21 protein-coding genes and 1 pseudogene are annotated in these 22,975 nt (G+C 58.1%); 6 read left to right on the forward strand and 16 right to left on the reverse strand.

The window, feature by feature from the left end; translation table 11 throughout:
- Positions 1 to 14: 14 nt before the first annotated feature.
- From G3M63_RS17845 to G3M63_RS17855, 3 genes and pseudogenes are all read right to left on the reverse strand, one after another.
- Positions 15 to 509: pseudogene (locus G3M63_RS17845) on the reverse strand (MBL fold metallo-hydrolase); the annotation flags it as partial.
- A 111-nt stretch (positions 510 to 620) separates the two neighbouring features.
- On the reverse strand, positions 621 to 1,220 hold the full coding sequence (locus G3M63_RS17850) for an ACP phosphodiesterase (RefSeq protein ID WP_163983974.1): 600 nt from the start codon (positions 1,218 to 1,220) through the stop codon (positions 621 to 623).
- Positions 1,220 to 2,113 carry a hypothetical protein gene (locus tag G3M63_RS17855; RefSeq protein ID WP_150299239.1) on the reverse strand — a complete coding sequence of 298 codons (894 nt, stop codon included), beginning with the start codon at positions 2,111 to 2,113 and terminating at the stop codon, positions 1,220 to 1,222. The genes G3M63_RS17850 and G3M63_RS17855 overlap by 1 nt, the downstream gene beginning before the upstream one ends.
- 235 nt (positions 2,114 to 2,348) lie before the next feature.
- Between G3M63_RS17855 and G3M63_RS17860 the strand changes: the two genes are divergently transcribed.
- Entirely contained in the window at positions 2,349 to 3,404 is a 1,056-nt protein-coding gene (locus G3M63_RS17860; RefSeq protein WP_256669870.1) for a trans-acting enoyl reductase family protein, read from the forward strand.
- On the opposite strand, the gene G3M63_RS17865 is transcribed toward G3M63_RS17860, so the two are convergent.
- Entirely contained in the window at positions 3,397 to 4,296 is a 900-nt protein-coding gene (locus G3M63_RS17865; RefSeq protein WP_163983975.1) for a LysR family transcriptional regulator ArgP, read from the reverse strand. The two genes, G3M63_RS17860 and G3M63_RS17865, sit on opposite strands and share 8 nt — an antisense overlap.
- A 94-nt stretch (positions 4,297 to 4,390) precedes the next feature.
- Here G3M63_RS17865 and G3M63_RS17870 point away from each other — a divergent pair, with 94 nt between their 5' ends.
- From G3M63_RS17870 to G3M63_RS17880, 3 genes are all read left to right on the forward strand, one after another.
- Positions 4,391 to 4,999 (forward strand): LysE/ArgO family amino acid transporter, encoded by a 609-nt coding sequence (locus tag G3M63_RS17870; RefSeq protein ID WP_163983976.1) that lies wholly within the window; start codon positions 4,391 to 4,393, stop codon positions 4,997 to 4,999.
- Positions 5,000 to 5,190: 191 nt separating this feature from the next.
- Entirely contained in the window at positions 5,191 to 5,772 is a 582-nt protein-coding gene (gene sodB, locus G3M63_RS17875) for a superoxide dismutase [Fe] (protein ID WP_150299242.1), read from the forward strand.
- 182 nt (positions 5,773 to 5,954) lie between these two features.
- Positions 5,955 to 8,021: a bifunctional diguanylate cyclase/phosphodiesterase gene (locus tag G3M63_RS17880; RefSeq protein ID WP_163984325.1), complete on the forward strand. Its 2,067-nt coding sequence runs from the start codon at positions 5,955 to 5,957 to the stop codon at positions 8,019 to 8,021.
- Between the two features lie 42 nt (positions 8,022 to 8,063).
- Here the strand turns inward: G3M63_RS17880 and grxB are convergent, their stop codons facing one another.
- The gene (grxB, locus tag G3M63_RS17885) at positions 8,064 to 8,711 is read right to left on the reverse strand and encodes a glutaredoxin 2 (protein WP_163983977.1); all 648 of its coding nucleotides are present in this window, start codon (positions 8,709 to 8,711) and stop codon (positions 8,064 to 8,066) included.
- 295 nt (positions 8,712 to 9,006) lie between these two features.
- Between grxB and G3M63_RS17890 the strand changes: the two genes are divergently transcribed.
- The gene (locus tag G3M63_RS17890; RefSeq protein WP_163983978.1) at positions 9,007 to 10,485 is read left to right on the forward strand and encodes an FAD-dependent oxidoreductase; all 1,479 of its coding nucleotides are present in this window, start codon (positions 9,007 to 9,009) and stop codon (positions 10,483 to 10,485) included.
- A gap of 364 nt (positions 10,486 to 10,849) precedes the next feature.
- Entirely contained in the window at positions 10,850 to 11,890 is a 1,041-nt protein-coding gene (locus G3M63_RS17895; RefSeq protein ID WP_163983907.1) for an IS110 family transposase, read from the forward strand.
- Positions 11,891 to 12,447: 557 nt separating this feature from the next.
- Here the strand turns inward: G3M63_RS17895 and rpoS are convergent.
- From rpoS to G3M63_RS17950, 11 genes are all read right to left on the reverse strand, one after another.
- Complete coding sequence (rpoS, locus tag G3M63_RS17900; protein WP_150299245.1) at positions 12,448 to 13,461, reverse strand: RNA polymerase sigma factor RpoS; 1,014 nt, start codon at positions 13,459 to 13,461, stop codon at positions 12,448 to 12,450.
- 174 nt (positions 13,462 to 13,635) lie between these two features.
- Positions 13,636 to 14,547 (reverse strand): peptidoglycan DD-metalloendopeptidase family protein, encoded by a 912-nt coding sequence (locus G3M63_RS17905; RefSeq protein ID WP_371923481.1) that lies wholly within the window; start codon positions 14,545 to 14,547, stop codon positions 13,636 to 13,638.
- 53 nt (positions 14,548 to 14,600) lie between these two features.
- Positions 14,601 to 15,485 (reverse strand): DUF368 domain-containing protein, encoded by an 885-nt coding sequence (locus G3M63_RS17910; protein WP_163984326.1) that lies wholly within the window; start codon positions 15,483 to 15,485, stop codon positions 14,601 to 14,603.
- Between the two features lie 50 nt (positions 15,486 to 15,535).
- Entirely contained in the window at positions 15,536 to 16,171 is a 636-nt protein-coding gene (locus G3M63_RS17915; protein ID WP_371923482.1) for a protein-L-isoaspartate(D-aspartate) O-methyltransferase, read from the reverse strand.
- Between the two features lie 38 nt (positions 16,172 to 16,209).
- On the reverse strand, positions 16,210 to 16,959 hold the full coding sequence (gene surE / locus G3M63_RS17920) for a 5'/3'-nucleotidase SurE (RefSeq protein WP_150299248.1): 750 nt from the start codon (positions 16,957 to 16,959) through the stop codon (positions 16,210 to 16,212).
- Positions 16,959 to 18,023, reverse strand: a complete 1,065-nt coding sequence (gene truD / locus G3M63_RS17925) for a tRNA pseudouridine(13) synthase TruD (protein ID WP_163983979.1) — start codon at positions 18,021 to 18,023, stop codon at positions 16,959 to 16,961. Before truD ends, surE begins: the two co-directional genes overlap by 1 nt.
- Positions 18,020 to 18,493, reverse strand: coding sequence for a 2-C-methyl-D-erythritol 2,4-cyclodiphosphate synthase (ispF, locus tag G3M63_RS17930; RefSeq protein ID WP_163983980.1), 474 nt, complete (start codon positions 18,491 to 18,493; stop codon positions 18,020 to 18,022). The genes truD and ispF overlap by 4 nt, the downstream gene beginning before the upstream one ends.
- Before the next feature lie 95 nt (positions 18,494 to 18,588).
- Positions 18,589 to 19,440 carry an S-formylglutathione hydrolase gene (gene fghA, locus G3M63_RS17935; protein WP_163983981.1) on the reverse strand — a complete coding sequence of 284 codons (852 nt, stop codon included), beginning with the start codon at positions 19,438 to 19,440 and terminating at the stop codon, positions 18,589 to 18,591.
- 91 nt (positions 19,441 to 19,531) lie between these two features.
- Positions 19,532 to 20,644 (reverse strand): S-(hydroxymethyl)glutathione dehydrogenase/class III alcohol dehydrogenase, encoded by a 1,113-nt coding sequence (locus G3M63_RS17940; RefSeq protein WP_150299252.1) that lies wholly within the window; start codon positions 20,642 to 20,644, stop codon positions 19,532 to 19,534.
- A gap of 203 nt (positions 20,645 to 20,847) precedes the next feature.
- Positions 20,848 to 21,270 (reverse strand): DUF4168 domain-containing protein, encoded by a 423-nt coding sequence (locus G3M63_RS17945; RefSeq protein WP_150299253.1) that lies wholly within the window; start codon positions 21,268 to 21,270, stop codon positions 20,848 to 20,850.
- A 1,056-nt stretch (positions 21,271 to 22,326) separates the two neighbouring features.
- The gene (locus G3M63_RS17950; RefSeq protein WP_163983982.1) at positions 22,327 to 22,854 is read right to left on the reverse strand and encodes a hypothetical protein; all 528 of its coding nucleotides are present in this window, start codon (positions 22,852 to 22,854) and stop codon (positions 22,327 to 22,329) included.
- Positions 22,855 to 22,975 lie beyond the last annotated feature (121 nt).

A 22,975-nucleotide genomic window follows, 5' to 3' on the forward strand; every position in this document is an offset into this window, starting at 1 on the left:
TGCAAATTCCGCTGGGTCATTACAATCCTGCTGACCGGATCAAAGAACTGCAGGTTGCCCACCGAGTGCAGGAAGTGCGCCGGCAATGCCTTGATCCCGGTTTTGCCGAGCGGGATGGTCTGCCCCCGATCAGGCACCGCAATCATCCGTTCGGTAGTGCTCATTCCCTGGCTCTTGCTCAGATAGGCAGCAGAGAGATGTGGCAGAAAACGCGCCCACAGTTTTGAGCAGACAACCTTGCAACCGGTATGCAGGAACCACTTGTCCAACGAGGCGATGATGTCTGGGTCCTGATGGGAGGCGAAGACATAGGTCAGATCGGCAATGGCGATGTGCTCGCTCACGGCCAGGGCCAGCGGCATATAGGTCAGATCGCCACCGGGGTCGAGCAGCGCATGCTGGTCGTGATCAATAATCAGAAACTGGTTGGACTGCACGCCATCCCCTGTCACCAATTGATCGAAGCACAAAACCTTATGGGGTCCATTGTCGAACAACACTCTGGCCATAGCATTCCCTTTCTCCAGTTGAATACGCGCTGCACACGGAGAATCCTCAGGTGTCACCGTGGCGGCGGCATTCGTTATAGAGCAAAGCGGGAAAGAGCGTGCTGATCTGAATCAACGGGAGCTACCAAGGAATGTCGCCTCCGCGCGGGCAAATTCGATGACTTCTGGCATGAACGAGAGGAAATCTTCCTCGAAAGCGCTGTATTCGGCTTCCAGCTCGGCTACGCCGCCGGGCAAGGTTGTTGCTCGGGTGAATCGCCGGGAGATGTTGTTCACCGCCTGATGCAGGCTGGCCAGCTCGGCATAGCTGGTCAGCCAATCCTGCTGCGCCATGCGCTGGATGATTGGCCAGGCCGACTGAGGAATCGCCGCGCGCTGAGCGAGCAGCACGGCATACATGTCCTGGGTGAAATGTTCTATGGAGCGATCGCTGTAGCGATGCCAGTGCGCAGCGAGCAGATGATCATAGAACATGTCGACCATGATCCCGGCAAAGCGCCGCCGCGTTGCGCTGACACGTTGTTTGCTCCGGATCACCATCGGGTGCGCATCGGTGAAACTATCGATACGCCGATGCAACCAGACGCCCTGTTTTACCTGTTCAGGCAGCTGCATCGAAACCAGTGGGCCTTTGACGAAGTCGCCAAGCAGACTGCCCAGCGCCAGCTGTGGCTGTTGCGGGCCGAGGAACAGGTGCGCCAGAAAATTCATCAGGGCTGTCCGGCACTCTCGTTCATCGCTCGCAGCTGAGTCTGCAGACGGGTCAGCGCGCGATTGGTCTGCAATCGGAAGCTATCGATCGACTGGATCTCTTCGGCCACCAACGACATGCGCTCTTCCAGCTGCCTGCGCAATGCCGCGATTTCAGCATCCACATCCAGCGTCGATACCTGCTCGTTCAATGTGGCCAGCGTCCGTTGCTGCGTGGCAAGCTGCTGCGCCTGCTGATCAAGTTGCGCTTCAAGCGGAGCGAGCTGTTCCAATCCTTCGCTCAGTGCCATGACCTGAGCATTGAGCAAGCTCAACTGACCGGCCAGCGCGCTGGCATTCTCATCGTAGGCATCCAGACGGCCAGTCAAGGCTGCGGTCTGATTGATTACCTCGTCAAGGCGTTGCTGCTGCTTTGAGCCGTGCTCCTTGAGCGTGGTCCCGCCCTGCTCTACCTGCTCCAGCAATTGGCCCTGGCTTCCCACCACTTCGGATAATTGATCGATTCGTCGATCCAGCGCGTCCAGCTCACTCAGGCTGGACTCGGTCGCGGTGACCTTGCCGGTAATGTCCTCGATCTGTCCGGCTGCATCTTCGCTGATACGCGCAAAGCTGTTCTGCGTGGCCACCAGTTGTTGCTGCAAACGCGTCTGTTGCTGATGGCTCCAGTATCCGAAACCGATAAGCGACAACGCCAACGCGGCGCACAGAGCCCATAGCCCACCGGTCCCACGCTGGGCTGGCTCAGGGCGTACCGGCGCCCGTACGCCTGCCTCGGGCATATCGTCATGCCGGGATGGGGAAATGTATGCACGCTCATCCTCGGTCGCGCGAATACCTGATAGCTCATCGGACTGATCGTCCGTGAAATCATCAGGCATATCTTGTTTTCTCATCTCGATCCTCGTAACCGAAGCGCATCGTCATGCCCATGCAATAGATCCTGCGTATTGTGCGTGCTCCGCCAGTGCATGACTAGGGTCTGTTGCCGTTTCATCAAGGCCGCGACGGAAGTCCGTCTGGTGCGGGACAAGGCGCCCCAGGGTCTGACTTCTTTGCGATCTCGTCCTGGCGCTGGTGGCCCGGCCGGCCAGGCAGTACTCTGACGCAAATACTTCAAGAGGGTCAGCGATGCATCAGTGGATGATTTATGGTGCCAATGGCTATGCCGGACGCCTGCTAGCCAGGGAGGCTGTACAACAGGGCCTGCAACCGATACTCGCCGGACGCAAACGCCGAGAGATTGAAACGCTTGCCACTGAGCTGGGGCTCAAGCATCGCATATTCAGACTGGACGATAGTGCAGCTGCTCAGGAAGCGCTCAGAGATATAGCCGTAGTCGCCCACTGCGCAGGCCCGTTTTCTGCAACCAGTCGCCCCATGATCGAGGCCTGTCTGGCCAGCCAGACACACTACCTGGACATCACTGGCGAGATCGATGTTTTCGTCGCGGCGCATGCACGCAATGCCGAAGCCCAGGCTGCCGGCATCGTATTGTGCCCTGGTGTCGGGTTTGATGTGATTCCCACCGATTGCCTTGCTGCCTGCCTCAAGGAAGCGCTGCCTGATGCCGATCGCCTGGCATTGGGGTTTGACTCACGCAGCGGATTCTCCCCCGGCACCGCCAAAACGTCAGTCGAAGGGCTCAAGCATGGCGGCAAGGTACGGATTGATGATGAGATACGAACGGTCCCGCTGGTTTACCAGAGCCGGGAAATAGATTTCGGTAACGGCACCAAGTATGCGGTAACCATTCCCTGGGGCGACGTGGCAACGGCCTGGTTCACCACTGGCATCGATAACATTGAAATCTTCGTCCCCATGGCTCCTAGTGCCGCCCTGCGTCTTCGCCGGCTCGACTGGCTACGGCCGCTGCTGGCGCTGCCTCCGGTACAAGCCTTGCTCAAGTATCTGGCCGGCAGGCGAATAAGTGGGCCGGACTCTGACCAGCGCCGTGATGCGCCGACATACGTCTGGGGCGAGGCGCAAAACCCTGCGGGGAAAAAGGTGGTGGCGCGCGTCCGGACTGCCAACGGCTATGAGGTGACAGTACATGGAACATTGCTCGCAGTGCGTCATATGCTCGCTGGCAAAGACATTATCCCCGGCTACTACACGCCTGCGCGGCTGCTGGGCGAGCGCTGTGTAGAACAGCTGCCGGGTTCTGGCACGATCGAAATCAGCTAGGGTCAACTGCCGCCAGCCAGCGGGGGGCCTCGCGCACCAGCTGGTTGGTCAGTGATTCCAGCAGGCGCCCACCGTGGCGCCAATGATGCCAGTACAAGGGCACGTCTACTGCCTCCCCTGGCGCCAGCTCCCGCAACACACCATCGTCCAGCTCCTGGCTGATCTGCAGTGCGGGCACCATGCCCCAGCCAAGGCCCGAAACGAGCATTCTTACAAAGCCCTCCGAAGAGGGGCATAGGTGATAGGGAAACTCCCCCGCCAACCCTTGCTCGCTGACAAACCGGTGCTGCAACTGGTCATCCTGACCGAACACAATCGCCGGCGCTGTCGCTACTGATTCAGCATCCAGCCCCCGAGAAAAATGCCGGCTGATAAAGCCAGGACAGGCTACCGCCAGATAGCGCATATGCCCCAACAATACAGAGCGAGCCCCTGCTACGGGTTCAGCCGATGCGCACAGGCAACCTGCCACCTCACCGGCACGCATGCGCCGCAATCCAACATCCTGATCGTCGACTAACAGATCGAGCAGTAACCTTTCGCTTGCGCACAGTTCGGCAACCGCCGCTGACCACCATGTGGCCAGGCTATCGGCGTTCAGCGCAATGCGTAACCGCGCAGGCGATTCGTCTGTTCCGGCGATAGGAAGATCCTCCTGCAGATCACGTTCAAGCAAGCGTACCTGCTGCACATGGTTGAGCAGGCGCTGGCCCGCTGACGTCGGTCGGGGCGGCGTCGCCCGCTGCAACACCGGCGCGCCAGCCCGCGCCTCCAGCAATTTGATCCGCTGTGACACCGCCGACTGCGATAGCCCGAGTGCGTGCGCTGCACGTTCAAAGCCCCCGCATTCGACAACCGCGGCCAGCGCGATGAGCAGCTTGTAGTCGAGCATCAGTTTTCCTTATGGGCTATGAGGAATATCTGTTTCACTTATACCCTGCGATTACGCACGCTGTCAGCTTCACACCCGTGCAGACTGATATCCGATGTTTTATCTGAGCAATTTCATCAATGGGCTCTTCACTGCCGCAGGCCTGATCATGGCGATTGGCGCGCAAAACGCGTTCGTACTGGGCCAGGCGCTGCGCCGCGAGCACCATCTCGGCGCTGCACTGGTATGCATGCTGTGTGATGCGCTACTGATCACGGCAGGAACCTTCGGCCTCGCCTCGCTGCTGGATCGCCACCTTTTACTGCTGGAGCTCACCCGCTGGGGCGGGGTTCTGTTCCTGGTCTGTTATGCGCTGCTCGCCCTCAAACGTGCCTGCAGCGTGCAGACGCTGGATGCGGCCGAGCAGGCACCGCGCTCGCGCCGCGCCGTCGTGGTGGCAACGTTGGCGGTAACTTTGCTCAATCCGCATGTCTATATCGATACGCTGGTGTTGATCGGCTCTATTGGTGCTCAGCAAAGCATACCCGAACTGTTTGTACTGGGCGCGGTCAGTGCCTCTGTGCTGTGGTTCAGTGGCCTGGCTCTCGGTGCGGCACGGTTGGCACCGGTACTATCCCGCCCAGCGACCTGGCGCTTTATCGACGCAGGCGTGGCCGCCATGATGTTGGCCGTCGCCTGGTCACTTGCCAGCTCAGCGCCATAGGCGTGCTATAACCACACGCTTGTTACGTAGATAGGCCAGGCCCCAACTGCTATGATCTTGCCTTGCCGATTGACATGACGGGCAGCGCCCAGTTTAAAAAGAGGTGCTCGAAGCAGACTGCAGATCTGTCCAGCAGCCTGCTGTATCGAAAGATTCCGTTCCGAACCTGAACCTGAAGATGGAGAGAAACCATGGCTTTTGAATTACCACCGCTACCCTACGAAAAGAACGCTCTCGAGCCGCACATGTCGGCCGAGACCCTGGAATTTCACCACGACAAGCACCACAACACCTACGTAACCAACCTGAACAACCTGGTTCCGGGCACAGAGTTTGAAGGCAAGGACCTGGAAACCATCATCAAGACGTCCAGCGGCGGCATCTTCAACAACGCTGCCCAGGTCTGGAACCACACCTTCTTCTGGAACTGCTTGAGCCCGAACGGCGGCGGCGAGCCTACCGGCGAACTGGCCGAAGCCATCAACAAGGCGTTCGGTTCCTTCGACAAGTTCAAGGAAGAATTCAGCAAGGCATCGGTCACCACTTTCGGTTCCGGCTGGGGCTGGCTGGTGAAGAAAGCCGATGGTTCGCTGGCGATCGTAAGCACCAGTAACGCCAACAACCCCATGACAGAAGGCGCTACGCCGTTGCTGACATGCGACGTCTGGGAACACGCCTACTACATCGATTACCGTAACGCCCGTCCGAAATTTGTCGAAGCGTTCTGGAACATCGTGAACTGGGATTTTGTCGCGAAGAACTTCGCTGGCTGATTTCGGTTTAGCACTGAACGAACCCCGCTTCTGGCGGGGTTCGTCGGTTTTATGACATCGTAATATGACTTTACTTTGACACCAGCCATTCAATTGCCAATACTTGAGTCCTGACCAGCCCAGCCAGTCGCGACTGTCTCAGGCTGATACGCTTCGCCCGTAGTCAATCATGGATGAAAACAGTGAAACTGGAGCGACGAAACAGCCTCTCCGTCAAGCTATTTCAGCAAGTCCTGTTGTGGGCGCTTATCGTAGGGATCCTTCTGAGCGGCGCTCAGATTGTTCATGACCTGCGACTCGAACGCCGCTTCATCGACCATACCGCTGAACAGATTCTCGCCATGTCGCGTGACCCCGCGACGCAGGCGGTGTACAGCTTCGATCGTGCTATGGCGTCCCAGGTCGTCGAAGGCCTCTTCGAGCATAAGGCCGTGCGCTTTGTATCGATTGGCGATCCCAGAGAAGATTTTCTGGCCACTCGCGAAGAACCCCTCGCCGACCTGCCCTACCGGGGACTTACAGACCGGCTGCTGGGCACTGACCGGCAATATGTGATCGAACTCAGGGGGCGCCAGCCTGCGCAGGAATATTACGGCGAACTGCGGTTGACCCTGGACACCGCCCCGTATGGACAGGACTTCCTGCAACGTTCGCTGATTGTCTTTATCTCGGGAATACTGCGCGCGCTGACCATGGCGTTAGTCCTGTATCTGCTGTATCACATTTTGCTGACCCGCCCCCTGTCACGCATTCTCCGCAATATTTCCCATATCAATCCCGATCAGCCCGGGCGGATGCTGATCCCTGTGCTCCCCGGCCATGAAAAGAATGAACTCGGACTCTGGATAAACAAAGCCAATCAATTGCTTGAGTCCATAGAGCGCAACAGCAACCAACGGCAGGAAGCAGAAGCCAACCTGCTACACATGGCCAATCACGACAACCTGACCGGCCTGCCCAACCGCAGCATGCTGCAGGATCAGCTCACCAGAATGCTGGCCGATGCCGGACGCCTGCAAAAAGGTGTTGCGGTCCTGTGCTGCGGGCTGGATGACTTCAAGGAAATCAACGAGCAATTTACCTATCAATCCGGGGATACGCTTCTGGTGGCGGTAGCCGACCGGCTTCGTGCCAACAGTAGCCGGCTGGGTAGCCTCGCCAGACTCGGCGGCGACCAGTTTGCAATGGTGCAGACCGGTATCAGCGAACCCTATGAAGCAGCCGAGCTGGCGCAAACTATCCTCGACGATCTCAGCCGACCGTTCGTGCTCGGTAACCATACTGTCCGCCTCCGGGCAACGATCGGCATTTCCCTCTTCCCGGATGATGGTGCCGATGCCGAGACGATATTGCAAAAGGCCGAGCAGACCATGATGCTCGCCAAGGCCCGCTCACGTAGCCGTTACCAGTTCTATATCGCCAGCCTCGACGCCGAAATGCGCGTGCGCCGTGAGCTGGAGAAGGATCTGCGCGGCGCGCTTGAACGGCAGGAGTTTCATCTTGTCTATCAGCCCCAGGTCAGTTTCGACCACCGTCGAGCGGTGGGTGTTGAGGCCTTGCTGCGCTGGCAGCATCCCGATCGGGGCCTTGTGCCGCCAGACCTGTTCATACCTCTGGCTGAGCAAAACGGTTCGATCAACGCTATTGGCGAATGGGTGCTCGAGCAGGCCTGCCAGCAGCTGCACGAATGGCACCTTGCAGGCTTCACTGATTTGCGAATGGCGGTAAACCTTTCGACCGTGCAACTGCATCATAGCGAGCTGGCCGGCAAGGTTGCCGATCTGATGCAACGCTATGAGCTGCCGCCGCTGAGTCTGGAACTGGAAGTTACTGAAACGGGCCTGATGGACGATATTGCCGCTGCGGCAGGCCATCTGAATAATCTGAAGAAAGCCGGCGTGCTGATCGCTATCGATGACTTCGGCACCGGGTATTCATCACTCAGCTATCTACGCGGGCTGCCGCTGGACAAGATCAAGATCGACAAAAGCTTCGTGCAGGACGTATTGCTTAACGAAGACGACGCCACCATCGTCCGTGCCATCATTCAGCTGGGTCGCAGCCTCAATATGCAAGTCATTGCCGAAGGCGTCGAAACGCTGGAACAACAGATATATGTGGTCAACCAGGGCTGCAATGAGGGCCAGGGATACTATTACAGCCGTCCACTCCCGGCCTGTGCCGTGGCGGATTGGCTACACCGCTACAATACCAGGCCACTGGCTTCCCCAGCGGGCTTGCATAGCTGAGCGCGGCGCGCGCATCGCCAGCCGGCGACCGTCATATCGCTATCAGAGAGATCTGCTGAAAAACATGTCCAGCTCCGTACGCTTTGCCATCGCATCGGCATAGCCTCTCACCTCCTGCGGCCAGTTGACGGCCTTGACCACGCTCAAGCTACGCAACATCGGAAACAGCGTGAAATCGTCCCAACTGACTGGACAGGTGTCAGGCTGATCAAGGTTCACCAGGCCAGGCAATTCGCCGAGTTGCTCCTCTATCTCGGCAGCCTTTGCCCGGGTATTGGCTACCGCCTCGGAAAAATCACCGATGGTGTGGGTCTTTTTCTGACGAAAATGTTCATAAGCCTCAGGCGTGGCGAATTCAGCGAGGCCAATCCGGGTCCAGCGCGGGTAGCCAAGATATTGCATGTTCGGCACAAACGACTCTAACCACTCATGCAGCGCCTGTGTGTCCGGCTCACTGACGATCGGCTTGTCGTCAAGATAGTCGAGATATCTAACGATCCCCACGCTGTCGGCCATGGGGACCTCATCATCTCGAACCAGCACCGGAATCTGATGCTTGCCAATTAACTGGGTAATCGTTTGCTCATCATCGGCTGGCAGCACCCGCTGTTCAGCCTGGATATGTTTGAGGTTCAACAGCATCCGCACCCGGGCGCTGAATGGACAATGTTCATAGTAATAAAGCTTCATCAGATTCGTCTCCGGTTGCCCGCAGCCTTGACTGAGCGTTGACTGACCATGCCGATACCGGCCGCTCGTTTCGCCGCCGCCTTCCTGGTTGTGACAGGAAACTCGGGGCATTAACTCCCAGCGGCTTTGGCTAATCCGACGAGTGAGACGAACGGACAGACCCATCGATTTGGCTCATCGTTTAACGACCGCTGCCGACCGTCTTGCCTTCTGATGCGGCTGGAACCCACCCGGAAAAGCCCACTCTACAACTAGAACCACAAACAGAACGCATGACACATCTGAGGAGACGTCCATGGCCAAGCTCTCTGGAGCAGCCGGTTGCTGCTGGATCGCTGATGCCCCTACCGGGGACTTCCCACAACTTACCGCTAGCACCGATTGTGATGTAGTGATTGTCGGCGCCGGCATTGTTGGCCTGACCGCAGCAATGACGCTGTGCGAAGCGGGAAAGTCCGTCGTGGTAATGGAGGCGCGGCAAGTTGGCCATCAGGTGACCGGACGCTCCACGGCCAAGATCACTGCGCAGCACGCCCTGATCTACCGCCACCTGATCGACACTTTTGGCGAGGATCTGGCTCAGGCCTATGCAGATGCCAATCGCGAGGCGATGGAGCGCATCGGAACCTGGATCACCGATCTGGGTATCGATTGCGATTACGAAACACGTTCAGCCTACGCCTACAGCTGCGACGAGGCAGGCCGGCCCGCCATTGAACGAGAGGCCGATGCCGCGCGCAGCCTGGGCTTTGATGCACGGGTGATAGATGAAGCACCCCTGCCCTTCGCGACCAGCGCAGCGCTGGAGTTTCCTGGGCAGGCGCAGTTCAATCCGGCCCGTTATCTCATTGGCCTGGCTGCTGCGGTACAGGAGCGCGGCGGACGTATTCACGAACATACCCGCGCCACCAGTTTCGATCACGACGGGCGCTGGCAGATCGGCTTCGAGGGCGGTTCAGTGACTGCGGATCAGGTGATTATCGCCACCCACATGCCCGTGGAGACGCCTGTCGATCTGGTGTCACCGACCCAGCCCCGCTGCCACGTCGCCATGGCTTTTCGACCAAAAGACGGTACCTCCCCGATTGAGGGTATGTTCATTGCCACTGAAGAACCTACTCATTCGATTCGCATGGGCCAGGACGCCGAAGGGCCGCTTGTCGTGGTGCTCGGACCGCGTTTCAACACTGGGCAGGATAGCGACGTGGCGCAGCGCTTTTCCGAGCTTGAAGACTGGGCTCGTAATCAGCTGCCCGTGGGTGAGGCGGTATGGCGCTGGTGCAATGAAGACTACGACACCCCGGATCGCCTGGCCTATGTCGGCGAAGCAGACCCGGAGAAAGCCCCCGGCTTGTATATCGCAACCGGTTTCAACGCCTGGGGTATCAGCAATGGCACCGCCGCAGGATTAGGTATTGCCCGGCAGATCACCACCGGTAGCTGGCCCTGGGGCACGCTCTTCGACCCGGCCCGTCCCAAGCCCGATGACTACAACCAGAGCACGGATAGCCAGTCACAGGTCGAGGAGCTCGACTCGATTGGGCCTGGCCAAGGCGGCGTGATTACCCGGGGCGAGGAAAAAATTGCTGTGTGGCGTGACGACAGCGGCACCCTGCATGGCCTGTCTGCTACCTGCACCCACATGGGCTGTACAGTGACCTGGAATAACGCTGACCGAACCTGGGATTGTCCTTGTCACGGCTCGGTTTTCGGCAAGAATGGCGAAGTAATTCATGGCCCCGCCATGCAGAAGTTGGCGCCCAAATCGGTCTGACGCCGGGCTACCACAGAACAACACCGGTGGCGGACTTGATAGATTTACTGGTCGGCGGTGGTATTGGTCGAGATGGAACTCGACCCTCCATAAACTGCGGCTTTATTCGGTCAATGTGCCTGTCGGTGAGCGCTTATGGTCGAGCTGGTGATCGACCTTCCCGGGAAATCGGTGTTATCACAAAATATCGGAGCGGCCTGCGGAAGCCATCGCGGCGACGGTTCGGCGTCCCCATCGCCCCTACCACAAAAGCCCGGCCAGCAGCACCAACCCCGTAGGAAATGAGATGGACCCGTCCCACCTTGTGCCATGATTGAGTTTGTCCACAATCACGGGGTCGGCATCACAGCAGGAGGGTCCATCCATGAGCAAGATTAGCATTATTGGCATCGATCTAGCCAAACAGGTATTTCAGCTTCACGGCAACGATAGCCGGGGGCATAAGGTACTCGGCAAGCAGCTCAAGCGTGACCAATTGCTGCCTTTCCTAGCCACTCAGCCAGCCTGTCTGGTCGCCATGGAAGCCTGCGGTGGAGCGCATTACTGGGCTCGGCAAATCAAGGCGCTGGGGCATGAGGTGAAGATCATTCACCCGCGCTACGTTAAGCCCTTCGTGCAGGTGCACAAGAATGACCAGCGTGATGCTCAGGCGATTGCCGAAGCTGCTGCCCGACCTAGTATGCCTTCGGTCGCAGTAAAGTCAGTTGAACAACTGGATATCCAGGCCTTGCACCGGGTACGTGAACGTCTGGTCAAGGAGAAGACGGCGATCGGCAACGAGCTGCGCGGCTTGCTACTGGAAATGGGTATCACCATTGCCCAAGGGCACAAGAGTCTGCGTGAGACGGTGCCGTTGATACTTGAGGATGCTGAACAAACACTGAGTGTACGCGCTCGGCACTTGATCCATGATCTGCGCGAGCAATGGCTGGAGCGCGAGCGACGGATTGCAGATTACGACCGTGAGTTGAAACTGATTGCTAAGGAAAGTGCAGTCTGCGAGGCGATACAGAGCTTGCCCGGTATAGGGCCGATTAATTCGACGCTGCTTTATAGCCATGCTGGTGACGCCGAGCACTTCAAGTCGAGTAGACATTTCAGCGCCTATTTGGGACTGACTCCCCGCCAGCATGCTACGGGCGGTGTAGAAAAAATGCTGGGCATTTCCAAGCAAGGGAACAAGCATGTGCGCAAACAGTTGGTACATGGCGCTCGCGCGGCGTACCGGGTGCTTAGTCAGCCGGACAATGATTCGCGACTAGGCCGCTGGGTTAAAAGCAAAAGCATGGAAGGCAAACATGTGAACAAGATTGTGGTGGCCCTGGCGAACAAGCTGGCTCGTATCGTCTGGGCAATCATGAAAACAGGCCAGCCCTACCAGCCAATGCGAGGCCTGGAAGCCTGAGAGACTGACAGCGGCAGATAGTTAACAGAGTTACTACTCGTCCGAGGTTGCGCAGACCATTACGACACGACAGATAAGATCGATTCACTGAAACCTTAGGCGACGCCTGGCTCTTGGAAGCCGAGTAGGAGATTAAGGACAGTGAATGCACATCTCATAATGGCCAGGGGCAGTACACCCCGATCTACAAGGCCGGATATAAGCGTGCAATCTCATTCTCGAATGTCATGTGGCTTGCAACACGGGACGGGTCCATATAAGTGTCGCCCTCGGCACGACGCTGACCGCCAGGCCAGCCAATACAGGAAGCACAAAACCTTGGGCGACCTGCGGAAGCCGTCGCCACGAGATCGCCCCTCCCCCAAAAGCCCGGTCAGCAGCACCAACCCCGTAGGAGTGTCGCCCTCGGCACGACGCTGGCCGCCAGGCTAGCCAACACAGACAGCACAAAACCTTGGGCGGCCTGCGGAAGACGTCGCGGCAAATAACCCCAGAGCCAACACTAAAAAGCCCCGCGCGGAACCAACCGGGCGGGGCTTGGACTTCTCAAGCAGAAGCTACTGAAACAGCGATTCGCCGGTCAGACCGTGCTGCTCGAGAATATCGCGTAGTCGCTTGAGCGCTTCGACCTGGATCTGGCGCACCCGCTCGCGGGTAAGGCCAATTTCACGACCAACCTCCTCCAGCGTGCTGCTCTCGTGACCACGCAAACCAAAGCGCCGGGCCACGACCTCGCGCTGCTTCTCGCTCAGCTCGCCAAGCCAATGGTCGATACTGGCGTTCAGATCGTCCCCTTGCAGGAGTTCGCAGGGGTCGGTCGCCTGTTCATCGGTCAGTGTATCGAGCAGTGTTTTGTCCGAATCCGGCCCGAGTGACATATCCACCGAGGCGACCCGCTCATTCAACCCGAGCATGCGCTTTACATCAGCAACCGGCTTGTCGAGCAGATTGGCGATTTCTTCAGGGGAGGGCTCGTGATCAAGCTTCTGCGTCAGCTCACGCGCGGCGCGCAGATAGATGTTGAGCTCCTTGACCACATGAATCGGCAAGCGGATGGTCCGCGTCTGGTTCATGATGGCGCGCTCAATCGTCTGGCGGATCCACCAGGTCGCGTAGGTCGAAAAACGGAAGCCGCGCTCCGGATCAAACTTCTCGACAGCCCGTATCAGCCCCAGATTGCCCTCTTCAATCAGATCCAGCAGGCTCAGGCCGCGATTGACGTAGCGACGGGCAATCTTCACCACCAGACGCAGATTGCTTTCGATCATGCGTTTCCGGCCCGCTGCGTCGCCTTTCTGCGCCAGGCGCGCAAAATGGACTTCTTCTTCAGGAGTCAGGAGGGGCGAGAAGCCAATCTCGTTGAGATACAGCTGGGTGGCATCAAGCTGTTTGGTGAATTCAAAGGAGTTTTCGCGACGGTGCGTGCGCGGAGAGGAAGCTCTGTTCAGTTCTGCCGGGTTCAACTCGGCTGGTGTGTCCATGTTGAGCTCCTCCACGTCCTTCGGTTCCCGCTCAAGCAGAGCGAGTTCGTCAGTCAGGGTTTGTACGGGCTCATTATTATTCACTGCCATTTTCTCTGCCCCATATCAATCAAAGTACGTCCGGATAGATGGAAAATGGCTTCAAGGCCGCCCGTCCCATCTCTCACTGTAATTGACCGGCCAAGCCCCCGCTTGTTCCGGTCACGCACCATTGTTTTGCAGAATGCTCACCCTCCATGACAAACACATTACAGCCGGACCTCCCTAACGCTTGGGCAAATAGCTCAAAGGGTCCACCGGCTTGCCTTGACGTCGTATCTCGAAATGCAGCTTGACCCTGTCGGTGCCGCTGTTGCCCATTTCTGCGATAGTCTGCCCGGCCTTGACCTGATCGCCTTCTTTCACCAGCAACCGACTGTTGTGGGCATAAGCGCTCAGGTAGGTCTGATCATGCTTGATGATAATCATGTCGCCGTACCCGATCAGTCCACGCCCGGCATACACCACAGCCCCATGAGCGGCTGCTTTGACAGGCTGTCCCATTTCACCGGCGATATCAATTCCTTTATTCAAACTCCCGTTTGACTGGAATCGTGAGATCAACGGTCCCTCAGAGGGCCAATTCCAGCCATCGACATTGGCCGGCACCTTGGCTACCGGAGCCGGGGTAGCGGGCTTGGCGCTGGGGGTCGGTTTTGCCGCCGGGGTACTGGGTCTGGAGGTGACAGCCGGCGGCGCCGTGCGAGGAATGGCGCGCGGCGCTGTTGCAGGCGGAGTCGGGCTTGGCTTGGAGGCTACGGTGCCAGCCGGTCGCACGGTGGTGCGCAAACCAATGGTTTCGGTGGTGCGAGGCTTGGTGGGTGATGCTGCGTATGACTGAGAAGGCCCGACGCGCAAACGCTGACCCGGATAGATAGTGAAGGGCTGGCGCAGACCATTGGCAGCAGCGACTGACTTCCAGTCCTTGCCGTACCGGAAGGCAATCTGATAGAGAGTTTCACCACGGCTGACGGTATGCAGCCCGGACGCCGGCGCTGGCTCGGCACGCTGACCGCCGCGACTACGATCGTCGATAGGCACCATACCGGCAGGCCCTGCGCAGGCGGTGAGCAGGCTGACAGCCAGTATCAGGAAAGCCCGCTTGAAATTGGTTAGTACCAGATGCCTGTCGAACACACTTCGCCCCATGCTCAGAAGTCGTGAAAATAATAACGGGTGAAGCGACTGGCTCAGGTTCGCCCTCCCCACCACTCGAGTGCCGACACTAATAGCATGCCAAGGAGCATTAACGCCAACGCTACCAGCCAGTATGAAGGCTCCCCGGTCAGCGCCTGATAATGCGCCGGAGTGATATTGCTCTGCAGTAAAGGCTCCAACTCGCCGCCGCTGTTTTCACGCCAGCTGAGTGTTTCCTTCCATGGCCAGACCTTGTTCAGCGAGCCAACCATCAACCCGGTCAGGAACGCCAGCGTAACATGACGCAGGTTGTTCAGAAGCCACTGCAACAGCCTGGAAAAACTGAGCAAACCGGCGAGACAGCCACATCCGAACACGGCGATGAAGACCAGATCCATCGACCGCACCGCATCCAGCACCGGAGCATACAGGCCCAGCAGCAACAGAATGAAACTTCCGGATATGCCTGGCAGTATCATCGCGCAGATCGCAATGGAAGCTGCGATAAACACCATGGGCAAGGTCACCGGCAATTGCAGTGGTACAGCGACGGTTATCAGGTAAGCAAATGCGGCACCGACCAGCGCAGCGGACAACGTGGCAGTATTCCAGCGAGGGATCTGGCGACCGATGACGAGCACCGAGACAAGTATCAAGCCGAAGAAGAACGACCACAGATGAACAGGATAGGCTTCAAGCAAAAAGCTGATCAGCTTTGCCAGGCTGAGGATACTGGTGAGTACTCCCGCAAGCAGCGTTACCAGAAAGCCACCATCCACCGATTGCCAGGTCTCTCTTACCCGCCCTTTCAGCAGCCAGCCAAGCTTGGTCGGACTGCACGCAGCAATCGCGCCGACGAGTCGATCGTAGATGCCGGTAATAAAGGCGATGGTTCCGCCGGAAACGCCTGGCACCACATCCGCGGCACCCATTGCCATGCCCTTGAAAAAAACCGATAGGTACTGCACAAGCCCCAGGGGTAATGCCTTCAAGAAGTGATAGCTCCTGCCAATAGCGGTACAAAACGTACCGGTTCGACCTGATGTCTGATGAACTGTTCCCCTTCACGGATAACCAGGGTCAGATGCTGTTCCTTTTCGCCGACCGGAATGACCATGCGGCCTCCGTCAGCCAGCTGACTGAGCAACTCGGTGGGGACTTCCGCCGGTGCTGCGGTCACCAGAATCGCATCATAGGGGCCGTACTGGGGCCAGCCCCAATTGCCGTCGGCATGGCGAAACACAACATTCCGGATGTTGATTTCGCGCAGTACCGCCTTGGCGCGTTCCTGCAGCGGCATGATGCGTTCGACACTGAAAATCCGTTCCACAACCTGAGCCAGAATGGCGGTCTGGTAACCCGAGCCGGTACCCACTTCCAGCACCTTGTCCAGCGGTCCGCCACCCAGCAACAGCTCAGTCATGCGCGCGACTATGTAGGGCTGCGACAATGTCTGGTTGTGCCCAATGGGCAGCGCAGTATCTTCATAAGCTCGGTGCGACAGAGCTTCATCAACGAACAGGTGCCGGGGCGTGCGACGTATCGCCTCGAGCACCTGCAGGTTCTGGATCCCTTCCTCGAATAACCGTTCCAGCAGACGTTCCCGGGTGCGTTGGGAGGTCATGCCAATTCCATGTTTGTAGATGTCTTCGCGCGCTGCCATTAACCAAGATTCTCCAGCCACTGCCCAAGGTGATCAAACACCTCGTAGTGGGTTTTATCGACGCGCAGGGGTGTAACCGATACATACCCCTGCATGACTGCGTGGAAATCGGTGCCCTCGCCACCATCCTCGGCATCGCCGGCGACCGATATCCAGTAACCTTCCTTGCCTCGCGGATCGACCCATCTGACCGGTGTAGCGGCCCGCGAACGATGACCCAGCCGGGTCAGGCGAATGCCTTTGATCTGCTCAAGCGGCAAATTCGGAATGTTCACGCTGAGTACCGTTCGCGGCGGCAACTCCAGCTTGTCGTGGGCCTCGACCATGCGCCTGGCGATGGTCGCGGCTGCCGGAAGGTTATCCGGCTGGCGACCCACCAACGAAAACGCCATGGCTGTATGCGGCAGGAAGCGCCCTTCCAGCGCCGCAGCCACGGTGCCCGAATAGAGGACATCATCGCCCAGATTGGCCCCCAGATTGATACCCGCGACGACCATATCGACCGTCCCCTGATATAGCGCATTGATCCCCAGATGCACACAATCAGTAGGCGTTCCGTTGAGACCAACAAAGCCATTATCGAGGGTGAAGGGGCGCAACGGTTTGTCCAGGCTCAGCGAACTGCTGGCCCCGCTGCGGTCTTCGTGGGGGGCCACCACCACGCAATCGGCATAATCATTCAACGCTTCGTACAAGGCTGTCAGACCCGGTGCCAGCACGCCATCGTCATTGGCAATCAGAATACGCATCAGGTTTCGCTTTCCAGTCCGCCGCCCGGCTCTTCGGCCAGTCGTACCAGCTCGCGGATTACCGCGGTCGCGAAACAGCCGGTCGGCAGGGTGAATTCAAGTTCCAGACAATCCGGTGACGGATAATGCCACGTCAACGCCTTCAAAGGGAGACGCAGAATACGCCTGGATTGCTCAAGATCGGCAGAAATCAACCAGGTTGCCAACTGCGGCTCACCCTCGACCTCCGCTTTTTCCATATCCAATATCGCGCCTTCAACCGCTGGCTCACCCTTACCCCATAACGGACCAGTAGGATGCACATCCAGCGCAGCAAGACGCGGGTCATTATCTTCCAGTCTGCTTGCCGGAAACTGACTACGGCTATCGGTGAATGCCAGACAATCGCCTGGCAAAACACGATCCCAGGTTTCGTCAGTGACACGGCGTGCAAGCACGCGATTGAATAGCAGGCTGCGCGCAGTCGATAGCAGGCGTGAACGCGTTCCGCGTGCAGGTGGTAATCCGCCGCGCTCGGCCCAGCGACGCGCATCGAACAGATTACTGCCATCACGCCCGAATCGCTGAGGCCCGAAATAATTGGGCACACCGCGCTCGGCAATTTTCCGCAGGCAATCATCCAGCAAACGGCTGTCGGCCTGTAGCCCTGTCAGACGAATAGCAAAATGATTGGCCCGGTGCGCTCCGCGTTGCAGCTTGCGGCGATGGCGACGGCTTTCGATACAGATAAGGTCGTCATTCCACAGCGCTGAGAAATCAGGATCGGCCTGCCCCGGCAACTGCATACTGAACCACTGCCGGCTGATGGCCTTGCGGTCCTTGAGTCCCGCGTAGCTTACGTCCTTAAGCTTCAACCCTGCAGCCCGGGCCAATAGCCGTGCGACCTCCTCGGTATTCAGGTTGCGCTTCTCGATCAACAACCAGAGATGCTCGCCGGCCCCTTCCAGCTCCAGGTCCAGTATTTCGGTAACGCGAAAATCTTCTGGCGTGGCTTTCAATACCGCACTACCGAACGGCCCACCCCAGGTTAGCGGCCCGAGCAGCTCGCCTTCAGACGCACTCACAAGGTGACCAGCAGCGCGACCGCGTGCACCGCTATACCTTCCTCGCGCCCGACAAAACCGAGTCGTTCGGTTGTGGTGGCCTTGATATTGACCTGGTCAGGATCGATCGCCAGGTCAGTGGCAATCGCTTGACGCATGGCCTCGATATGCGGCGACATCTTTGGTGCCTGGGCGATGATGGTGGCGTCGATATTGCCCACCTTCCAGCCTTTTATACCGATCAGATCCAGGGTATGACGCAGCAGCTTGCGACTGTCCGCACCCTTGTATTGCGGGTCAGTGTCGGGAAAATGCCGACCGATATCGCCGAGCGCCGCAGCGCCGAGCAGCGCATCCATCAACGCATGCAACACCACATCCCCGTCGGAATGCGCCAGCAGTCCCTGCGAGTGAGGGATTCGCACGCCTCCGAGCGTGATGAAGTTGCCCTCACCGAAACGGTGAACGTCGTAACCATGACCAATGCGCATGCCAGACCTCTCGGCTGAATAATCGAGGTGCTGATCTTACAGCCTGAGGGCTTAGCCTAGAAGGCACGACCCGACGCAGGGTCACCTGTCAGAACTCAGCCTTGCAGTGCAGCCGCGTGATGACGCAGGTGATCATCAATAAAGCTGGCGATGAAGTAATAGCTATGGTCATAGCCTGGTTGACGTCGCAGCGTCAGGGGATGGCCCGCTGCAGCAGCCGCTGCTTCCAAGGCCTGGGGCTTTAATTGCTCGTCCAGAAAGTTGTCTGCTTCGCCCTGATCAATCAGTAGTGGCAGTCGCTCCTGTGCACCAGCAATCAGCTCGCAGGTATCCCACTGCCCCCACTGCGCGCGATCATTGCCCAAATAGCCACCGAAGGCTTTCTGCCCCCACGGACAATCAACCGGATTGACGATCGGCGCAAAGGCCGAGACCGACTGATAACGCCCCGGGTTCTTTAACGCACATATCAATGCACCATGCCCGCCCATGGAATGACCACTGATGCTGCGCCGCTCTGAAACCGGCAGATTGGCCTCGACCAACGCAGGCAGTTCGGCGGTTACATAGTCGTACATCCGATAATGGGCCGCCCAGGGCTGCTGGGTGGCGTTGATATAAAAGCCAGCGCCGAGCCCGAAATCGTAGGCGCCGTCGGGATCGTCCACAACGCCCTCGCCACGCGGACTGGTATCCGGAGCGACGATCACCAGCCCCAGCTCGGCGGCGAGCTTCAATGCTCCCGCTTTCTGCATGAAATTCTCATCGGTACAGGTCAATCCGGAGAGCCAGTACAGCACCGGCAACGATGCGTCCTGTTCGGCCTGCGGCGGCAGGAAGACCGCGAAAACCATATCGCAATCAAGCACCCTGGACCGGTGCCGGTAGCGTTTGTGCCAGCCGCCAAAGCATTTGGTGGCCGAAATCTGCTCAAGTGAAGTGTGCATAATCATCCAATCCGGTTGAGGGGAGCTGTGCCTGGAAAAATAGCGGCCCGGTTGAAACGAGCCGCAGCAGAAAGCCATAAACCTTACGGTGTCAGAAATTGATGACCGTGCGGATGCTCTTGCCCTCGTGCATCAGGTCGAATGCCTTGTTTATATCTTCGAGTGGCATGGTGTGGGTGATAAAGGTATCCAGCGGAATCTCGCCCTTTTGCGCCTTCTCTACGTAGGACGGTAGCTCGGTCCGCCCTTTTACGCCGCCAAAGGCACTGCCACGCCAGACCCGCCCGGTGACCAACTGGAAGGGACGCGTGCTGATCTCCTGCCCCGCACCGGCTACACCGATGATTACCGATTCGCCCCAGCCTTTATGCGCACATTCCAGTGCCGCGCGCATCAGCTGCACATTACCCACACATTCGAAGGAGTAATCCACGCCGCCATCGGTCATATCGACGATGACTTCCTGGATGGGCTTGTCATGATCCTTCGGATTGACGAAATCAGTCGCACCCAGTTCACGGGCGATATCAAACTTTGACGGGTTGATATCGATAGCAATGATACGGCTCGCCTTGGCCATCGCGGCGCCAATAATGGCAGCCAGACCGATGCCGCCCAGACCGAAGATGGCCACCGTGGCGCCCTCTTCTACCTTGGCCGTATTCAATACCGCACCAATGCCGGTCGTGACACCGCAACCCAGCAAACAGACCTTTTCCAGCGGTGCTTCCTTGGGGATCTTGGCCAGGGAGATTTCCGGCAATACCGTGTACTCGGAAAAGGTCGAGGTGCCCATGTAGTGATAGATCGGCTCGCCCTTGTAGGAGAAGCGCGATGTACCGTCTGGCATCAAGCCCTTGCCCTGGGTCGTACGGACGGCGGAACAGAGGTTGGTCTTGCCCGAGCGGCAGAACTTGCACTCGCGACACTCGGCCGTATACAGCGGAATCACATGGTCGCCGACCTCCAGCGAAGTCACCCCTTCGCCCACCGCTTCAACGATACCGCCGCCTTCATGGCCAAGAATCGCCGGAAACACGCCCTCCGGGTCATCACCCGACAAGGTAAACGCATCCGTGTGGCACACTCCGCTGGCAACAATACGGACCAATACTTCGCCTGCCTTTGGCGGTGCGACGTCGACTTCAACAATTTCCAGAGGCTTGCCTGCGGCGAACGCCACGGCTGCGCGTGATTTGATCATGGTGTTACTCCAGTTCAGCGGTGAATCGAACAAAACATCGATGCAGACAAGGATACCCCATCAACAGCCAGGATTGCCCGCCGGACCTTTACCAGACTCGCCCGGGTATCGACCGCAGCGGTCCTGTTCATCTCGACGCCACCCCAATTCCAGACACAAAAAAGGGGCCGCGAGGGCCCCTTTTTGATACTACCGTGCAACGATCAGTTCATGCTCTGAACGCGCTGCTGCAGCTCGGGATCGCTCTGCATGCGAGTGGCGATCTCGTTGTACTTCGGAATTTCCAATCCTTCGCTCTGGACAGCTTCAACCATCTTTTCCTGAGCTTCCATTTGCAGCGACTGGGCTTCTTCCTGGTTTTCTGCCTGGCTCAAGCGCTGGGAGAAATCATCACGGATTTCGCCAACAGCGGAATCAGCTTCTGCAAACTTCTGCAGATCTTCCTCGGAAATCTCTGTTTGTGCACCGCCCATCTGGCCTGCAGGCGCGCCTTGCTGAGCGCCTTGCTGAGCACCCTGGGTGGCGCCCTGAGGCGTGCCGCCAGTGGCTTGGGCAAATGCTGCCGGAGCAGTAGCGCCGAGAGCGGCAAGAGCGACAGCTGCGGTAAGTGTTTTCAATGTATTCATATATGAATCTCCTGGTTGGTTAGTTATCTGTGTTGTTACAACTAACGTGCCAGGACAGACAATATAAACTTAACCATATGTTTTATATAGATATTTATATAAACCAGGTGCCGAACGACGCGGCCCGGAAAGCCCATGAAACCAACTATAAACGTATATTTATTACACATGGGTAATATAGATCCGTTCAGAATGAATACAACGGCGTAGATGACCAGACTGACAATTGCCGCCGGGTGCAATCGTACCAAGGGGCCCTTTTGGCTCGTATCCGAGGTCAGCTGCCGAGAGGCGGCAGGGCTGCGTATGAACACGAGAGCTGCGTGATAGCAAAACCCAAACACCTTTTTCAATCTCCGCCTCACCTGGACACCCGTTCAAGCCCGCCGACTGTCGGGGTGGAGCAAGTGTTGAAAACAGGGATGTTTTCACCAAGCCCCCATGGATGGGTTCACGGCGTCTTGCGTAATCCTGACAGACGACGGGCGATCTGCTCCGACCATATCGGCAGCGACATTCACGTGATCCAACGACAGATCAAACAATACACACTTACTCTGGTGGTGTTCCGCAGTCAGCTGCCGCGAGCCGGCAGGGCCGCGCCGACACGCTGCAAGTACATCCCTGTAAGCTCGTCGATGACATCCCTGTCATCGCACGGTCGGCTCAACCCTGTCGTCTCGCTGCGTATAAGGGCCGAGTTGCCGGAGAGTCAAAGCCGGAGCGGTTTAATCTCTTCGCCACACCGATGCCCGACCAAGCCCGCCGGCTGTCAGGGTGGAGCAAGTGTTAAAAACAGGGATGGGTTCACGGCGTCTTGCGGAGTCCTGATAGCCGGCGGGCGATTGGCTTCAGTCCGGCCGAGCGGATTGAAACGAGCAGTCCCCCCTCGCCTCCCTTCCAAGGGGATCGATTTGCGTTTTCGAATGGTCTTGGTGCTTCAGGCGTATATAGATGCGCGATCAAGGCTCCAGCTTCATTAGACACCGCGCAACCAAAAAAGGGACCTTACGGCCCCTTTGTCTTGTGACCGGCTTTTCCGGTCCGCAAGCCAGATCAGTTACTGTCGTCGATGTCCCGCTGGCTGCGTTCGATCTCGTTTGGCGCACCGGTAACACCGGGGCGATCAGCAGTGCCTGCAGGATCCGACATGCCGCCCTGGTCCTTCGCGCTATGGCCAGGCGCGCCCAGGGTATCCGAGTTGCGATTGCTGTTATCGGCGTTGCTACCAGTGCTGCCCTGACCAGCGGAGCTGCTGTTATCGCGTGACTTGTCATCGTCACTACTACCTGAGCTTTTTTCTTCGCCCTCAACGCGCTTTTCTGTTCTCTCGTAATCCATGCCATGGCCACCTTCGGCCTCACGGCCGGTTGCACCGTGCTGCATGGTATTGCCTTGTCCGGTCGCCTGACCGGTATCGCCGGTCGCGCCCTTACCGGTCATGCTATGCCCTTCGGTGCCGAGATTGGTGTCAGGACCCGGATCGGTGCCCTGTGCAGCCGGGCTCTGGGCCAACGCTGCGGTGCCAACAAAGCTTAGTGACGCGAAAGCGACTGCCGTGGTGAGTTGTTTGAGTGCATTCATTCTTGTCTCTCCTGGGTTGTCAGCCTTGCTGGCCTCACTTGCGACTCGACTATATGAGTCCGTGCAGTCCGTGATCTGCAGCCTGAATAACGACCAGGCGCTGGACCAGTACGGCTGAAAA

Source organism: Pseudomonas sp. OIL-1, assembly GCF_010669185.1.
GTDB classification, from domain to species: Bacteria; Pseudomonadota; Gammaproteobacteria; order Pseudomonadales; family Pseudomonadaceae; genus Halopseudomonas; species Halopseudomonas profundi.

Excerpts from the sequence above, each read along its gene's own strand:
- G3M63_RS17850 (WP_163983974.1), bottom strand. The coding sequence starts at position 1,220 with ATGAATTTTCTGGCGCACCTGTTCCTCGGCCCGCAACAGCCACAGCTG.
- G3M63_RS17855 (WP_150299239.1), bottom strand. The coding sequence starts at position 2,113 with ATGAGAAAACAAGATATGCCTGATGATTTCACGGACGATCAGTCCGAT.
- G3M63_RS17860 (WP_256669870.1), top strand. The coding sequence starts at position 2,349 with ATGCATCAGTGGATGATTTATGGTGCCAATGGCTATGCCGGACGCCTG.
- G3M63_RS17865 (WP_163983975.1), bottom strand. The coding sequence starts at position 4,296 with ATGCTCGACTACAAGCTGCTCATCGCGCTGGCCGCGGTTGTCGAATGC.
- G3M63_RS17870 (WP_163983976.1), top strand. The coding sequence starts at position 4,391 with ATGTTTTATCTGAGCAATTTCATCAATGGGCTCTTCACTGCCGCAGGC.
- sodB (WP_150299242.1), top strand. The coding sequence starts at position 5,191 with ATGGCTTTTGAATTACCACCGCTACCCTACGAAAAGAACGCTCTCGAG.
- grxB (WP_163983977.1), bottom strand. The coding sequence starts at position 8,711 with ATGAAGCTTTATTACTATGAACATTGTCCATTCAGCGCCCGGGTGCGG.
- G3M63_RS17890 (WP_163983978.1), top strand. The coding sequence starts at position 9,007 with ATGGCCAAGCTCTCTGGAGCAGCCGGTTGCTGCTGGATCGCTGATGCC.
- G3M63_RS17895 (WP_163983907.1), top strand. The coding sequence starts at position 10,850 with ATGAGCAAGATTAGCATTATTGGCATCGATCTAGCCAAACAGGTATTT.
- rpoS (WP_150299245.1), bottom strand. The coding sequence starts at position 13,461 with ATGGCAGTGAATAATAATGAGCCCGTACAAACCCTGACTGACGAACTC.
- G3M63_RS17910 (WP_163984326.1), bottom strand. The coding sequence starts at position 15,485 with ATGGCAATGGGTGCCGCGGATGTGGTGCCAGGCGTTTCCGGCGGAACC.
- G3M63_RS17915 (WP_371923482.1), bottom strand. The coding sequence starts at position 16,171 with ATGACCTCCCAACGCACCCGGGAACGTCTGCTGGAACGGTTATTCGAG.
- surE (WP_150299248.1), bottom strand. The coding sequence starts at position 16,959 with ATGCGTATTCTGATTGCCAATGACGATGGCGTGCTGGCACCGGGTCTG.
- ispF (WP_163983980.1), bottom strand. The coding sequence starts at position 18,493 with ATGCGCATTGGTCATGGTTACGACGTTCACCGTTTCGGTGAGGGCAAC.
- fghA (WP_163983981.1), bottom strand. The coding sequence starts at position 19,440 with ATGCACACTTCACTTGAGCAGATTTCGGCCACCAAATGCTTTGGCGGC.
- G3M63_RS17940 (WP_150299252.1), bottom strand. The coding sequence starts at position 20,644 with ATGATCAAATCACGCGCAGCCGTGGCGTTCGCCGCAGGCAAGCCTCTG.
- G3M63_RS17945 (WP_150299253.1), bottom strand. The coding sequence starts at position 21,270 with ATGAATACATTGAAAACACTTACCGCAGCTGTCGCTCTTGCCGCTCTC.
- G3M63_RS17950 (WP_163983982.1), bottom strand. The coding sequence starts at position 22,854 with ATGAATGCACTCAAACAACTCACCACGGCAGTCGCTTTCGCGTCACTA.